Raw genomic sequence first — 14991 nt, 5'->3', positions numbered from 1 at the left:
CGAGGAGCACTTTTCGTGAATGAGCAGGGCGGTCGTAGTCACAATGGTGGCCACATTGGGGATCGGCAGGCGGACGTTAACCGTTCGGCATCGCTGATTACACTGCTCATCGCGGGAATTAGCATTGTGGGGCTGGTGGTTTTCGCGATTGTGAATACCACTGGTGGCAATGACGAGGCCGATGATGGTGGGGCCGGAGCTGGTGTGAGTGCCGGTGTGGATGGCGCTGGCAGTGATGGCACCGGCAGTGATGATGAGGTGGATGGTGCATCGGCGGCGCCAGCGATGTCGAAGGACGAGATCGCGGCGGTAGCGGGTAGTGGCTCGCTGGCCGGTGTGCGCTTGCCGCTGTTGGCGGAGTCGGGAGGCTCAGCGGATCAGAGCAACGAGGCTGGCCGAACGGAACTGGTAGACATGGGCCAGGTCGTCGAGGGCAAGCCAACCGTGCTTAATGTCTGGGCGTGGAACTGTGGGCCGTGTCGCCAAGAGCTGCCGCTTATCGCGCAATGGGGCAAGGACAACCCAGATGTGCAGGTGGTGACGGTGCATGCGGCTCGCGAGGCGGGGCGTGGCCAGGCCTTCCTGCAGGAAATCGGAGTGAATCTACCGACCTACTCGGACACGGTCGATGTGGTCGGACCAGCGTTGAATCTACCGCGAGTTGTGCCCATTACCGTGGTGTTTAAGGCAGATGGCACAGTGGCGACCATTCATCCCGGTGAATTCACCGATGCGCAGCAGATTACTGATCTCGTGCGAGGTGCGTTGAAGTGACTAAGGGACAGTCGTGGAATCGCGACGCAAGCTCGGGGCTGTATCTGCCGAAGTGGTTGACCAATAGTTTGCCGCCGCACCTGGTCAGCGCTGATCATGGCGCGGCAGGGCTCGACGCAACAGGCCACGCCAGCAGCGCTAGCCACGACGCAACAGATCACTCGGAGCAGAAGGTGGCCGGTCGCTCCGATTCGTCGTCAAGCGTGAAGCGCGCGTTTGCGAAGTTGCGGCGAGACTCCTCGACGCAGGAGAAACCGTTGCGGAATCCTGCGCGGTCGGCGGTGTTGGTGCTGCTCAGCGGTGATGCGGAGGCGCATCAGCGGCCGGAGGATGCCAGTGTGGTGCTTATTCACAGGGCGACAACGCTGCGTAAGCATGCAGGTCAGATGGCGTTTCCGGGCGGTCACATCGACCCCGGGGACGTGGACGAGGTCGATACCGCGCTGCGTGAAGCAGAGGAAGAAACCGGGCTGGACCGAAAGACGGTGACGCCGGTGCGGGTGCTGGACTCGATTGATATTTCGCGAACGGGCTTCGCGGTCAATCCGGTATTGGCGTATTGGCACGCACCGCATCCGCTGCGTGTAGTCGACCCGGGGGAGACGGAATCGGTGCTCAATGTGCCAATTAGCCACCTGACAAATCCGGACAACCGCATGATGCTGGGGTATCACGGCTGGACAGGGCCGGCATTTAAGGTTGGTGACTTCGTCGTTTGGGGCTTTACCGGCGGCGTGCTGTCCTACTTGCTGGATGTGGCCGGCTGGTCGGAACCGTGGGACGACACCAACGTGCAGAAACTTTTGCCGGTACTCGCGCGTTCCGCTAATGGTGAAAAACTGTCCGTACTGAAGGGAGGCCGACGATGATGCCTGCAATCGCTGTGTTTGACGTTGTGCTGCTGGCGGTTTTCATTTTCGCGCTCGTCGTTGGCTGGCAGCAGGGCGCCGTCTCGTCGATTATGGCCATTTTGGGCGTTGTCCTGGGCTTGGTTATTGGTGTGCCCTTGGCGCCGCTAGCTATGGCGCAGGTCGAGAACCAGTCGGGAAAGGTTCTTCTGGGCCTCGGCACGGTGATTCTGTTCGCCCTGATTGGTCATGCGGTGGGAACAGTGGCGGGGCAGTCGCTGCGGAATACCATTCGCTCGCCGTTGGCAGTCGGCCTGGATTCGAGCCTTGGTGCCATCGTGCAGTCCGTGACTGCGCTGGTAGTGACATGGATGATCGCCGTACCCCTGGCCACCGCCGTGCCCGGGCAGTTCGCCGACTGGGTGCGTGAGTCCAAGGGCATGAACCTCATTGACCAGGTCGCGCCCGACGAATGGAGTGACGGCTTCAGTGGCATCCTCCGTCAGCTCCGCGACGATGGAATGCCCGCCATCGCTCCGCCATTCGGCTACAAGCAGAACGTCCCCGATGAACCCGCCGACCCCAATGTGATTTCACAAGGTGTCGTCGACAGTATTCGACCGTCCATCGTCCGCGTCTTGGGCGAGGCCCCGCAGTGCGAACGCTTGCTGCAGGGCACGGGCTTTGTCATCGCACCGGATCTGATTCTCACCAACGCGCACGTGGTCGCCGGCGCCACCACTGTTCGGCTGGAAACTGTGGTCGGCATGGCTGACGCAAACGTCGTGCACTACGATCCGCTTGACGACGTCGCCTTGCTCCGGACCACCGACCTACCCCTGGAGCCCATGCAGTGGGCGGACCAGGAAGCTCGTCCGGGTGATGACGCGGTAGTGCTGGGCTTTCCCGAGTCCGGCCCCTTTAAAGCCACGCCTGCGCGCGTGACGGAGAACATTATTATTCGAGGCCCGGATATTTATTCGTCGACTCGACACGAGCGCCAGTCCTATGTTCTGAAGGCAGATGTGCGCCACGGCAACTCGGGCGGACCACTGATTACGCCACAGGGGCAGATCCTGGGCTTGGTCTTCGGTGCCGGTGTGAACAATGACCAGACTGGTTACGCGCTGACGCACGCCGAGGTCCAGCCACACATTGATGAGGCGATGAATCACTACGGGGCCATCAGCACGCAGGAGTGCGTGGCGGGGTAAGCGGCAAGTTGTGTGTCTGTGGGCAGGGCAGCCCCTAGTCCCAGCCGCAGGAGAGTTCTGGCTGGCTTCAGCCGTGCCGGAGCCTAAGATCCCTCCGGCAACCAGTGCAGGTGATCTCTGATTGCCTGCACCACAGCCTGCGGTTTCTCTACCGGCAGGAAGTGCCCACAGCCCGGGATGACGCGCACGTGGGTGGAGCTGAGCTCCACCAGCGCAGGTGGGGTACGAGTGTCCTGCTCGCCGACGAGCAGCACCGTGTGCTCATCGTTTTTCGACGAGCCCTCCATCGCACCCAACCACTTGCGGAAAGCGACCGGAGCCGGTCGCGTCCACCAATTCATGTGAGCCAGTGCAGGGCGGAGTGCACCACTGGTCAGGCTGTCAGCCATGAGTTCCGCGGTCTGTTTCCCCTCAGGGGTCTCGGCGAACCCCTCCCCGGCGGTGGACATGGACTCGCGCACGATGCGGTCAATGAGCCGCTGCTGGCGAGCCTCAGCTGCCTGCGTGCTGAACTTATTGCGACGCAACCGCGGTACCCGTGGCCGCGAGTCCCACCACGAACGGCGCAGCAGCGGGGCAAGGCTATTGCGGAAGTCCTCCGACCACGGGCTCTTCAACTGGTTGAGCCACACCTTCGGATGTGCAGCACCACAACCAATAATTCCGGTAACAAGATTCGGCTGCCGCGAGGCCAGCGTCCATGCCACCCACGTGCCGAACCCCTGACAGACCAGCAGTGCGGTCGAGTGCCCCAACGAGCGAATCGACGAGGCGATGTCCTGGGCCGCCTCAAACGGATCGTAGCCATGCGGTGTTCGGTCGGACTGACCGTAGCCACGCATAGAAATAGCCACAGCGTGCACGGGGAGGGGGTCGCCCGAGTCGTCGTTAAGCATTGGCAAAACCTCGCGCCATTCAAACCAACCGCCAGTCGAGCCGTGAATAAACAACACGAGCGGATCGGAGGGGCGGCCGCACTCGGCGATGTGTAGGCGCTGGCCGCGGACGTGAATGAGACGATGACGCCAGGGGCCGGTAAGAGAATCGCTGAGGGAGGTCATGAGGGGAAATACCTTATCCGAAGGGCTTAAACCGGGACTGAATAAGACAAAAGGGCGAGACCAACAAGTCCCGCCCAATTTCTTTTTAAGCCTTTAGGTGTACATACCGTTCGACTGCGAAGACTTCTTCGCCGACCCCGACGGCACGACCCCCTTCAGCTCCTGCATCGACTCGATGGTCTTCTCCGGCTTGCGGATCGACTTGACCTTCTTCAGACCCAGCAGCGCCGCGACACCGGCGATGACCAGCATCAGAACGAAAACGATGAGGAATGCAGCCCAGGTCGGCAGCCAAAGATCCAGCAGCCAGCCGAGGAAGAAGAAAAAGAAGAACGAGGAGTACAGCGCGACGACGCCGGCAACCGCGAAGAAGCCACCGCCAACTGCACCCTTCTTAGCCTCGCCAGCAATTTCAGCCTTGGCCAGCTCAATCTCAGAGCGAACCAGAGCGGAAATCTGCGAAGAAGCATTAGACACGAGCTGGCCGATGCTAGCATCACCCGATGCGTTGCTATCCACATCACTCAGCGGGATAGCGGTAACACGCGGTTCGGTGCCGTCGGTAAAGAGACCCTTCGTATCGTCGTTGCTCACGTGTACTTCCTCCTACGCAGATGGTTGGAAAAGATGGTTGGAAACTTTAAAACTGCAGTTACAAACTGCCATACTACCTCTGATTGTGGGTAGGGCGCGCCATAAGGGCGAAAAAGCCAAGAACTCGTTGAAGTTTTTCTCATCTTTGACCATTTCTATATAAGTTTGTCACTTACTTAGCGGTGAAGAATTAGGGTGTGGGATATGAACAATCAGCCTGAGAACGTGCGTGGAGCCGATGGAGTTGGTGCCGGTGTCGGAAAGGGTGACGGCAATGGCGCCGGTGTCGGAAAGGGTGGCCTAGCTGGCATGAGCCTGGGTGTGTCCTCCGTGTCGGCGAAGAAGCGCGCAGAGCGTGAGGCAGCGCAGGCGAAGGCATCTGAATCGGGTGCCGGTCGCGCTGACAGTGCTCCCGCCGCTGCTATTCCGCAGCTTGACCCCAAGGACCCCCTCGCGCCCCTGTGGCAGCTCGACGGCGTTGCACACGCGGCTGATGTCGCGGCCAAGGCCATCCAGTCCGTCCATAGGCACAAAGCCAACCTGCGCAAGCACAACGTCACCGGCTCCGAGTCGGTCCTGCGTGGCGCTCGGGCATCGGCGTGGCTAGAAGGCGGCGAGCCATCGCTTCCCGACGACGGCAACATCACCGATCCCGTACTCGCAGCAGCCCTGCGGGTTGCCGACACCATTTCCCCGGAGTCAATTGGTGAGACCACCCGCGTGTGGCAGCGCGCTCCGCAGCAGGTGCTGGCCAAGTTTGCGTTGAACGCATCGCCCGCAGGTGAAACTGAAGACGGTTCCGAGGCGCGGATGAAGGCCGGCCGTCCGGTCGGTGACGACAAGCTCTCGTCTGCGATGAAGGAGCAGCGTCTGCACGTGCTCGGTGACTTCATCACTGGCCGCAGCCAGATTCATGCTGGTGTGCTCTCGGCGATTGTGCACGGTGAGCTGCTGACTCTGCGCCCCTTCGAGTATCACAACGGCATCATCGCCCGCGCCGCCTCGCGACTGACAACTGTCGCAACCGGCCTGGATCCGCGTGGCTTGGCCGTGCCCGAGGTCTACTGGACTCGCCACCGCCAGGAGTATGTCGAGGCCGCAGAGGGGTTTGCGTCGGGAAGCGCCGATGGCCTGCGTGCGTGGATTCTCCTGCACCTGGAGGGGCTGAAGGCCGGTGCCGTGGAAGCGCGCGGTATCGCCGAAGCGGTGTAGGCGGGCCGGCTGCCGGATGGTGGGTTAGTCGGCCTTTGACTCGTCGTCGTTGTTGCGCAGTGCCAACAGCGTCGCACCCGCGCCAAGCGCCAGTGTGACGCCGGCAAGAATTGCAGCATTGCGTTTCGACGGCGCGCGAAACAGCGGGACGGGATTCCGGAATTGGCGCACAGGCCACTCACGTTCCGTCGCAATCTTGCGCAGGGCGCGATCGGGATTGACCACAACGGGATGGCCGACTGCAGACAGCATGGGCTCATCAGTGATGGAATCCGAGTACGCAAAGCATTCGGCCAGGTCGAACTGGCGCTTTTCCGCTATCCGACGCATCTGCACGGCCTTGTTTTCGCCTCGGCAGAAGAACTCCGTTTCACCCGTGAAGAGCCCATCGCGGACCTCCAGCTCGGTGGCCACCACGTTGTAGACACCGAGCGCCTGCGCAATGGGCTCAACAATCTGCCGAGCCGATGCCGAGATAATGAACACCTGATGCCCCTGTGCGCGGTGTTCACGAATGAGCTCCAATGCCTCGGCGTAGATGTACGGCGTGATGTTCTGCTCTAGGGTTTCGATGGCGACCTGGCGCAGCTCCCTGGCGCTGTGACCAGCGATAAGGGCGGAAAACTGCTCGCGGGTGGCCTCCATTTGCGCCTCATCGTGTCCCTGCGACATGTATAGGGCATGGCTGAGCGCCATTTGCAGCATGTCTGTCGGCGAAATGATGCCGCGCTCGAGGAATTGCTTGTTGAACGCATATGCCGAGCTCTTGGCAATAATGGTTTTATCCAGGTCAAAGAACGCAGCGACGCGAGAGTCAGCGGTGGCGTGGAGGCCTGCAGCGATTTGGGCATTTTTAGAGCTGCTCGTGTCCGTAGAAGCGTGAGGCTGCGGCGTTGTTGACGCCTTGTTCTCGCCGGTGTTCATAGACTCCGAGCTTACCCATGGATGTCGGACCCGGGGAGAGCATTATGAGTGTTTAACTGCTGGGTGGGGGACTGGGGCGATTGGGCCGGTGGCGGTCGTGGGGGGCTTGGCGGCGATTGGGGCGCGGCATTTCCTGGGCGCGATTAATCGAGGAAACGTGACATCGAACATATTGGGCATTAAATCCTTTGTAAGGTATTTGCAGATTCCTTGGGATATGTAATACTTGGACGTGGCTGGCCCCTTCTTGTTCTTTTTAGAAACAGACTGCGAGGCCGCCCCGGCTCAATCCCCCCCCGAGCCGGTTAAAGACGCCTCGCGCCAATCCCCCCCCCGGCGCGGGGCGTCGCCCCTTTTTGGCCCAATGTTGAGGGGTACGTAGTAAAAATTGCGGGCTGCAAATGTGAAACTGTATGAGTTTATGACACTTTCAAGTCATTTTTCGTGCCATTTTTGTCATAAACACAGTCACTAACTCGCATCGACCCAACGCCACCTGACATAAACGTAGTCACTAACTTGCATTGGTCAGGCCGCGCAGTAGCCATAAGGCAAAGGCGACATGGCGTTCTGCAGTTATCCACAGTCTGAAAATTATCCACAGACAGCGAGGTTTTGGCCCCTTGCGGGCATCATTGAATCCGCCCTGTAGTGCACGCTATGGCCATGGCAATCAAGAAACTGTCCATGGCTCAGCGAACCGAGGCTTCAGCAAATCCAGTAGTCAACGCCGTCGATGATGAGGCGCTGCGTGAAGAGGTTGCGCTCATAGTCGCTGCTACCGGTCGTGACTGTGTGCAGGAGACCGTGCCACCTGTGGCTGCAGCGTCAGTGGCCGCACAAACATTTGCTTCGCCGCCAGCATCACTATCATCATCAGCCCCAGAGCCTTCCCCATCGTCAGTATCGACAGGAGCGGGAGTTTCATCGGCCCTGTGGCGTCGGGCACCAGCGGTGTTCGTCGATGCACCGGCAGCCCGAAGATTAGCCGGACGGCCTCATAGTGAGGGAGCGATCTTTCTGGTCCGCAGTGATACTGAGGCGGAAGATGCGCAGGTAGCGGAGGTTTTAGCTCCTGTTTACAGCGCCAGTTTGCCCGCGGACAACGTCGATATTGTCGAGCTGCTCGGCCGTGGCGACGTACGCCCGGATGCTCCGAAGCCCTCCGATTGCCAAAACCGCTCGAACCACCTGAACCACCATCAGAACCCAGCGTCACCTGCCTTCGCAGACGTGATTACAGCACCGGGTACAGAACCCGTACCGAACGTGCCGGCAACTACAACCGATTCCACGGCAACGTGCCTGATGTTGGTTCCTGCGGTCGGCGGTGCCGGGGCTTCCATTGCCGCGGCGGCGAGTGCATTGGTTCTTTCCCGTGAAAGGCCCATCTGTTTGGTGGACGCGGACGTGCTCGCGGGAGGCATTGATCTGGTGCTCGGGATGGAAACGGAACCGGGATTGAGGTGGCAGGACTTCTCGGCTGCTGATGGTCGTCTCGACGGAGCGGCACTCTACGAAGCACTGCCATCCTGCCCGCGATCACCCGCTCTGAAAGTGTTGACGTGGACTCGCAGTCGCACGCCCGAGACGACTTACAACCACGCCTCGGCGAACAACAAATTCGACAGCGCCGACAGAACCGACAGGCCCGACGATGTCCGGCACATTGCCAGCACCATTAGTTGCCTTATTCATGCCGGAATTACGGTCATCGTGGACTGCCCGAAGCAGGTGGAGTACGTCACCACTCTCGGCGCACTTGCCGATGACACCGTCATAGTCCTGCCCACCTCCGTTCGAGCCATCGCAGCCGCTGGGCACTTGGCGAGCATCTGTGCACAGGCGGGGTTCACCCCAAATCTTGCAGTGAGGTACCAGCAGCACCGCGATATCAGTGTCGAAGAGGTGGAATACGCTCTCGACCTGCCTATTGTTGGTGAGATTGAGTACTGCAAGAAGGTAGCTCACGAGATAGATGTGGGCGGGCTCGCTGGAACCGTCGGCAAGCTGACGCGGGGATTGGAAGCGATGTTTGCCCTTGTCGGCGGTGGTGGCGATGGATGACGTCAGGCTGTTGGCGGCGGTGCGGACGGCGCTTGCGGAGCGGCCTGGGGTGGCATCGCATAGCGAGGTCGCCGACATCATTCGAGCAGAGACCTCGGGGGTTGTCTCCGATGTGAAGGTGCTGGAGATTCTACGCACGATTCGCGAGGAAACAGTGGGCGCGGGTGTGTTGGATGCGCTGTTGCGACGCCCGGGTGTCAGCGATGTGCTGGTCACCGCGCCGGGCGAGGTCTGGGTCGACGCTGGCAACGGACTGGAGCGGGCCGAGATTTCCTTCACGGACGAGGGCGAGGTGCGCGCGTATGCGGTGCGGCTCGCGTCGCGGTGTGGACGAAGGCTTGACGACGCGCAACCCTGGGCCGACGGCCATATTCCTGGTGGTGTCGGCGGCTGTGGTGTGCGAGTTCATGCGGTGCTTTCCCCACCGTCGGCGACCGGCACTCAGATTAGCCTGCGGGTGCTGCGTCCGGCTCGTCGCGGACTTGCGGAGCTATGCGATGTCGGGCTATTTCCACCGGAGATTCTGCCGGTGCTCCGGGGAATCGTGGCGGGACAGCTTTCGTTTATTGTCGCCGGTGGCACGGGTGCGGGAAAGACCACGCTATTGGCGGCGATGCTTTCAGAAGTTAATCCTGACCAGCGCATTGTGTGTATCGAGGACACTCCGGAGTTGCAACCGCAGCACCCGCATGTGGTGAAGCTGGTGACCAGGGCCGCCAACCTGGAGGGTGCCGGTGCGATTGGGCAGCAGGAGTTGCTGAAGCAGGCGCTGCGCATGCGTCCCGACCGCATTGTCGTCGGTGAGATTCGAGGCGCCGAAGTGGTGGATCTGCTGGCAGCGTTGAATACGGGGCATCGCGGTGGGGCGGGGACAATTCACGCCAACCGGATTGGGGATGTCGTCGCGCGCTTTGAGGCCCTGGGGTTGATCGGTGGCCTTGGTCGCGCCGGGCTACATGCGCAGTTGGTCTCGGCGGTGCAGGTGGTGTTGGTGGTCGAACGCGCTGATGTTCGCAGGCTGGCACAGATCGGGCTGCTACGCGGTAACCCACCGGAGGTGGTGGAGGTCTGGACTGCTCGGGATGGGCCTGGGCCGGGTTGGGAAGCGTTGCAGAAGTTGCTGGTCGGCGGGGAATAACCGGTGGAATACCCGATGGAATGACTAGAGGAAAAGTCAGGGGATTAGACGGGGAGATTAACAGCTATGGGGGAAGGGTTTAGCGTGGCGATGCTCATTGGGGGAGCGGCTGCGGCGGTCGCTATCTGGCCGGACAGCTCGGCGGCGGTGCGCTCGCGAGCACTGGCAGGCCGTGGCCGCGAGGTGTCCGGCGGGCTGAAGTGGTTGCAGCGCATGGTTGGACTTGGTGCTGGTTCCACGGGGTCGAGTGCAGTAAGCACTGGCAGTGCGAATCGAACTGCAGGACTATCAATCCTCATCGTTGCAGGCCCAGCACTCGTGTTGCTGTGGCTCGCCGGGATTCCAGGTGTCATAGCCGGGCTGTTGCTGGGTCGCACCGCAGGGGCAGTAGTGCGCGCTGTGGGGGAGAGGCGCTGTGAACGTCGGGAAGCGGACAGCGCTGCGGTAGCGCTGGAAACTTTGACCGCGCGGCTGCGCGCAGGAGCGGCGGCTTCACGAGCGCTCAACGCGGCAGCAGCGGAATTGCGCAGGTCAGGGGATGAGACTGTGTTGGCTGATCATCTCGCGCACGCGGCGCATCGCGCGAACTTCGCCGACCCGTGGGAGGGCGAAGAATCTTCGGAGCAACTGCGCCGGATTGGGCGTATGTGGACGGTGGCGCAGCAACACGGTCTGAGTTTGGCTGGGTTGCTGGACTGCGCGCGGGGTGATCTGCAGGCTCGTCAGGCGCATCGCTCACAGACGTCTGCCGCGCTGGCGGGACCGCGCATGACGATCGCCATCTTGGCATCGCTGCCGGTGTTCGGTTTGGTCATGGGGCAAGCTTTCGGAGCGTCCCCATTCGAGTTCCTCAGTCGCGGTATCGGAGGAATTGTGCTGGTCATCGGTGTCGGGCTGGTGTGCGCGGGCATCGAATGGGCGGTCGCCATCATCGATCGTGCGGAGGCCGGACAATGATTGCCGCCGCACTTCTCATCGCCGTCTACCTCTGCTTGCCGACGTTCAATCCCGTCCGCAGCCGACTGCCCGAATTGGTAGCCGAGTCGGATGCTCGTGTGCGAGGAGGCCTACGTCGACAGGTGACCAATCGGGTGTCGCAGATTGCCGCACAGGTGCGGGAACGTGTGCGAACTCTCATTGGAGGTGAGCGCATCAGCTCGGCTGTGCTGCTCGATGCCGCAGCGGCCCTCGACATCATTGGCGCTTGTTTGAGCTCCGGTATGCCGTTGTCACAGGCCATGGCAGCAGCTGCCGATGGTGCAAACCCTGAGCTGGCCGAGCCACTTCGACAGTGTTCCGCCAGGTTGTCCGTGGGCGCGCACTCCACTTGGGAAAGCCTTGCTGCCACACCCGCGCTCGTGCCCCTGGCGACAGCTGGGCGCCGAGCAAGCGAATCCGGCACCGTTCTGGCGCAGGCCTTGGAGGACACCGCTGCCATGTACCGCAGTCAAGCGCACGATGCGGCGCAAGCCGTCGCCGAAAAGGCTGGTGTCCTCATTGCCGGGCCGCTGGCGTTGTGCTTTCTACCCGCGTTTGTGGTGCTGGGTTTGGTGCCCACCATCGCTGGGCTTGCCGACGAAATGTTTGCAGGACTGATGCCGTCATGAAGCGTGGACACTTCTGCGCCAAGCCCCGCGCGCTGGCACGCGCCGGATGCAGTGCTGGTTGCGCTCTCAGCTGTGACTTCGGTTGTGCGCGTGGTCCGCCTGCCGCGCCGCATTCCAACACGCATCAACCCGCATCAACGCGCGTCAATGCACATCACACCTCACAACTGACCTGTCACTCGACATCCACACAGGGGGAAACACTCATGACCACTCAAAACTCCAACCATCCGACCAACCTTCCAACCAACTCTTCAACCAATCCGCTGACCGCTGCGCAGTCCCAGCTGCGCTCGTATTTGCACAAGCGTCTGCACGCTCTGGCAACTGAGGAAAACGGCATGTCAACCGTGGAATATGCTCTCGGAACTATTGCGGCCGCAGCTTTCGGAGCCCTGCTCTACACCGTCGTGACCGGCGGCGATATCACCCAGGCGCTCACCGATATCATCGAAAGGGCGCTCAACACCGATGTCTAGCCGCATCCGCTCTACGCTTCATCGCCTGTGCGTCGGCGACGAAGGCCAAACCACGGTAGAAACCGCTTTCGGTCTCGCGGCACTGGTCACGGTCATGGCCACGGCTCTGTCCGGGCTGGTCACCATCGCAATGTACCTAGGGCTTACCGACGCAGCCGGAGCCATCGCACGGGCTGAGGCACGGGGCGATGCGGAGACAGTAGCCGAGCTCCGCGCCGACGCAGATGGGCAGGTCGCGATATCGGAAACCTCCGGTACCGTGCGCGTGACCATTCGGCGCTCAGCGGGGCCATTTTCGCTGGAAGCACGCGCGGTTGCACTGCGGGAGAGAGCGGCATCGTCATGAGAAACGTGACAGCCCGCCTTCTCCGCGAAGAAGAAGGTTCCACCACAGTCGCAGCCGCACTGTTCATCGCCGCTTTCGTCGTTCTGACTTTGGTCGGAGTTACGGCCGGGGTGAGGGTGGTGCAGGCGCGGCAGGCAGCGGTAGCAGCGGATCTGGCCGCGGTGGCCGGCGCCGTGGCTGCGCAAGAGAGCGACGACGCCTGCAAAGCTGCGGGGTCAATCGCAAAAGCTAATCATGCACGCATTGTGGCCTGCGAGATTGATGGGGAGGACGTGCAGGTCAGCGTCCAACGAAAGGAGAGAAAAGCCACGTCCAGGGCAGGGCCGGTAGCGGTGGAGGATGCTGCTACTGGCCGTCGTTAAGCGCGCGCGACACCCCACTGAGCACCTTGATTGCGCCGGCCTTGTCCAGCGGATCGTTGCCATTGCCGCACTTGGGCGACTGGATGCACGATGGGCAGCCGGATTCGCACTCGCAGGCGGCGACGGCATCGCGGGTTGCGCGAATCCACTGAGCGAAGGCCTCGTAGCCACGGTCGGCAAACCCCGCACCACCAGGGTGCCCGTCGTACACAAAAACGGTGGGCTGCTGGGTATCGGCGTGCATGACCGTGGAAACACCGCCGATGTCCCAGCGGTCGCAGGTGGCAATCAGTGGCAGCATGCCGATAGCCGCGTGCTCGGCTGCGTGAAGAGCCCCCGGCGCGATGTCGGAGCCCACGCCCCAGGAGCGCAGGGTGGACTCGGGCATTGTGTAGGCCACGGCGCGCGTGACCAAACGCTGCGGAGGGTAGTCAAGTTCAACACTGTCGAGAATCTCGCCGGTATCCAGGCGACGAAGATAGGAGGTGACCTGGTGAAAGACCTCGACCTGGCAGGAAGCGACCTGTAGGCCCTGGTAGTGGCGCATATCGTCAACATCGAGGATGCGGATGGTGGTGTCCATGCGTGAGCTGGTGGAATAGCGCGGCTGCTCGGGGTGGACCAGGGCGACGAGGCTGTCGAAGTCCAGCTGGTCGACAAGGTAGGACTCGCCGCGGTGCAAGTAGACGGCACCGTCGTGAACCTGCTGCATCGCACGGCCAAGATCGATGGTGCCAAGCAGTCGGCCATCGGTCTGGTCGACGATAGCCACTTCCTGACCATCGCCGCCACGGACGTTCACGGCATCGTGAGCAGTGGCGATACGCGGCCCTTCATCGCGGTCGGTTGGGTAGTAGACGGGCTCTTGTCCTTCCCAGGTGCGCTTGCGCAACCATCCCGCGGCCACCATGTCTTCGGCTACGGGCATGGTTCCCCACGCTTGAAGCTGACTGGTGGTTACGGGTTTCTCCACAGCCGCGCAGTAGAGATGTGACCACACCACATGCGGGTTGCGGGGATCGAAGACGGTCTTTTCCACCGGCCTGCCCAGCAGTGCGGACGGGTTGTGGACCAAGTACGTGTCCATGGGGTCATCGCGAGCCACCAACACCACCAGTGCGCCCTGACCACGACGACCCGCGCGGCCGGCCTGCTGCCAGAATGAAGCGACCGTGCCCGGGAAACCGGCCTGTACCACCGCGTCGAGGCCGCCGACGTCAATGCCCAGTTCCAGTGCATTGGTGGTGGCCACACCTAGCAGGGTGCCGTCATCGAGCATGCGCTCGATGTCGCGGCGCTCTTCGGCCAGGTAGCCGGCGCGGTAAGACTCGATGCGCTCGGCGATATCGCTGCGGTGGCGCTTCTCCAGGCGCTCGCGCACGCCGAGCGCTACCTTCTCAGCACTGCTTCGCGAACGGGTGAAGGTCAGGGTGCGGGCGCCCTCGACAAGCAGGTCGGCCATGATATCCGCGGCCTCGGTCGGGGCGGGGCGGCGCACGGGTGCGCCGTTCTCGCCTTGGAGGTCGGGGAGCAGGCCGGGTTCCCACAGGGCGATAGTTCGCTCGCCGACCGGGGCGCCGTCTTCGGTGATGGCCTCGACAGGCTCGCCGATGAGGCGACGAGCCTGGTCAGCGGGGTCGTTGGTCGTCGCAGAGGCAAAAATCACGGTCGGCGAGGCGCCGTACTCGCGGGATAGCCGCAGGAGGCGACGCAGAATTTGGGAGACGTTGGCGCCGAACACGCCTCGATAGGCATGGCATTCGTCGACGACGATATAGCGCAGGTTGCGCAGCATCCGCGTCCATCGAACATGGTTGCCGAGCACCGAAACATGCAGCATATCGGGGTTGGTAAACACCCAACGGGCGTGGTCGCGGATGGCGCGCCGGGCGTCTTGTGGGGTGTCGCCGTCGTAAAGCGAAATCAGCGAACTCAGTGACGCCGGTGCCATCGCGCGTGCAGTGTCCAGCTGATCGGCGCCCAGCGCCTTGGTCGGGGAGAGGTACAGCGCGGTGGCCGCGGGGGTGGCGGACAGTTCTGTGAGCACGGGCAGCAGGTAGCCGAGCGATTTACCCGACGCCGTGCCCGTCGCGACGACGCAGTGCACGCCCTCGCGGGCGAGGTTCGCGGTTGTCGCCTGATGAGTCCACAGGTTCTCAATTCCGCGATCTACCAGCACTTCTCTCAGCCAACTTAGCACCCACTCAGGCCAAGGCGCAGTCACGCCAGCGCGTGCAGGAAGATCCGCAATGTGCGTCACCGTCGCCCGCGGATGCGCACGAATAACCGGCCCCAGCAGCTCCCGCCCAAACGACTCCACCGACACCACCCTTTCCTGTAAACGCGCACTTCATATGCTTGACGA

General features: G+C 62.1%; 15 protein-coding genes. 11 read left to right on the top strand and 4 right to left on the bottom strand.

Annotated elements, in window-relative coordinates; genetic code table 11:
- The first annotated feature begins 15 nt into the window (after positions 1-15).
- From HMPREF3053_RS06355 to HMPREF3053_RS06345, 3 genes are read left to right on the top strand one after another with little or no spacing between them, the layout of a single operon-like run.
- A complete protein-coding gene (locus tag HMPREF3053_RS06355) occupies positions 16-774 on the top strand; it encodes a TlpA family protein disulfide reductase (RefSeq protein ID WP_070767443.1) in 759 nt (252 codons plus the stop codon).
- Complete coding sequence (locus HMPREF3053_RS06350) at positions 771-1643, top strand: NUDIX hydrolase (RefSeq protein WP_070767442.1); 873 nt, start codon at positions 771-773, stop codon at positions 1641-1643. The genes HMPREF3053_RS06355 and HMPREF3053_RS06350 overlap by 4 nt, the downstream gene beginning before the upstream one ends.
- Complete coding sequence (locus HMPREF3053_RS06345) at positions 1640-2836, top strand: MarP family serine protease (protein ID WP_070767441.1); 1197 nt, start codon at positions 1640-1642, stop codon at positions 2834-2836. Before HMPREF3053_RS06350 ends, HMPREF3053_RS06345 begins: the two co-directional genes overlap by 4 nt.
- 83 nt (positions 2837-2919) lie before the next feature.
- On the opposite strand, the gene HMPREF3053_RS06340 is transcribed toward HMPREF3053_RS06345, so the two are convergent.
- Positions 2920-3897 carry an alpha/beta fold hydrolase gene (locus HMPREF3053_RS06340; protein ID WP_070767440.1) on the bottom strand — a complete coding sequence of 326 codons (978 nt, stop codon included), beginning with the start codon at positions 3895-3897 and terminating at the stop codon, positions 2920-2922.
- 93 nt (positions 3898-3990) lie between these two features.
- The gene (locus HMPREF3053_RS06335) at positions 3991-4491 is read right to left on the bottom strand and encodes a phage holin family protein (protein ID WP_070767439.1); all 501 of its coding nucleotides are present in this window, start codon (positions 4489-4491) and stop codon (positions 3991-3993) included.
- 204 nt (positions 4492-4695) lie between these two features.
- Here HMPREF3053_RS06335 and HMPREF3053_RS06330 point away from each other — a divergent pair, with 204 nt between their 5' ends.
- The gene (locus HMPREF3053_RS06330) at positions 4696-5703 is read left to right on the top strand and encodes a Fic family protein (RefSeq protein WP_083310812.1); all 1008 of its coding nucleotides are present in this window, start codon (positions 4696-4698) and stop codon (positions 5701-5703) included.
- Positions 5704-5727: 24 nt separating this feature from the next.
- On the opposite strand, the gene HMPREF3053_RS06325 is transcribed toward HMPREF3053_RS06330, so the two are convergent.
- The gene (locus HMPREF3053_RS06325) at positions 5728-6627 is read right to left on the bottom strand and encodes an HAD family hydrolase (RefSeq protein WP_083317225.1); all 900 of its coding nucleotides are present in this window, start codon (positions 6625-6627) and stop codon (positions 5728-5730) included.
- 666 nt (positions 6628-7293) lie between these two features.
- Here HMPREF3053_RS06325 and HMPREF3053_RS06320 point away from each other — a divergent pair.
- From HMPREF3053_RS06320 to HMPREF3053_RS06290, 7 genes are all read left to right on the top strand, one after another.
- Positions 7294-8694 carry a CpaE-like family protein gene (locus HMPREF3053_RS06320; protein ID WP_246815966.1) on the top strand — a complete coding sequence of 467 codons (1401 nt, stop codon included), beginning with the start codon at positions 7294-7296 and terminating at the stop codon, positions 8692-8694.
- Positions 8687-9832 (top strand): TadA family conjugal transfer-associated ATPase, encoded by a 1146-nt coding sequence (locus HMPREF3053_RS06315; protein WP_080969542.1) that lies wholly within the window; start codon positions 8687-8689, stop codon positions 9830-9832. The genes HMPREF3053_RS06320 and HMPREF3053_RS06315 overlap by 8 nt, the downstream gene beginning before the upstream one ends.
- A 66-nt stretch (positions 9833-9898) precedes the next feature.
- Positions 9899-10789, top strand: coding sequence for a type II secretion system F family protein (locus HMPREF3053_RS06310; RefSeq protein ID WP_070429254.1), 891 nt, complete (start codon positions 9899-9901; stop codon positions 10787-10789).
- Positions 10786-11439 (top strand): type II secretion system F family protein, encoded by a 654-nt coding sequence (locus tag HMPREF3053_RS06305; protein ID WP_016421934.1) that lies wholly within the window; start codon positions 10786-10788, stop codon positions 11437-11439. The genes HMPREF3053_RS06310 and HMPREF3053_RS06305 overlap by 4 nt, the downstream gene beginning before the upstream one ends.
- Positions 11440-11645: 206 nt before the next feature.
- Positions 11646-11918 (top strand): DUF4244 domain-containing protein, encoded by a 273-nt coding sequence (locus HMPREF3053_RS06300; RefSeq protein ID WP_016421935.1) that lies wholly within the window; start codon positions 11646-11648, stop codon positions 11916-11918.
- Positions 11911-12264: a TadE family type IV pilus minor pilin gene (locus HMPREF3053_RS06295; protein WP_016421936.1), complete on the top strand. Its 354-nt coding sequence runs from the start codon at positions 11911-11913 to the stop codon at positions 12262-12264. The genes HMPREF3053_RS06300 and HMPREF3053_RS06295 overlap by 8 nt, the downstream gene beginning before the upstream one ends.
- The gene (locus HMPREF3053_RS06290) at positions 12261-12626 is read left to right on the top strand and encodes an Rv3654c family TadE-like protein (RefSeq protein ID WP_016421937.1); all 366 of its coding nucleotides are present in this window, start codon (positions 12261-12263) and stop codon (positions 12624-12626) included. Before HMPREF3053_RS06295 ends, HMPREF3053_RS06290 begins: the two co-directional genes overlap by 4 nt.
- On the opposite strand, the gene HMPREF3053_RS06285 is transcribed toward HMPREF3053_RS06290, so the two are convergent.
- The gene (locus tag HMPREF3053_RS06285) at positions 12610-14946 is read right to left on the bottom strand and encodes a DEAD/DEAH box helicase (protein ID WP_070549775.1); all 2337 of its coding nucleotides are present in this window, start codon (positions 14944-14946) and stop codon (positions 12610-12612) included. The two genes, HMPREF3053_RS06290 and HMPREF3053_RS06285, sit on opposite strands and share 17 nt — an antisense overlap.
- Positions 14947-14991: the final 45 nt, after the last annotated feature.

It is taken from the genome of Corynebacterium sp. HMSC064E07, from assembly GCF_001815745.1.
Lineage (GTDB): Bacteria > Actinomycetota > Actinomycetes > Mycobacteriales > Mycobacteriaceae > Corynebacterium > Corynebacterium jeikeium_D.
The sequence above is the reverse complement of the archived record's forward strand: the minus strand, read 5'-3'. Positions and strand labels throughout refer to the sequence as shown.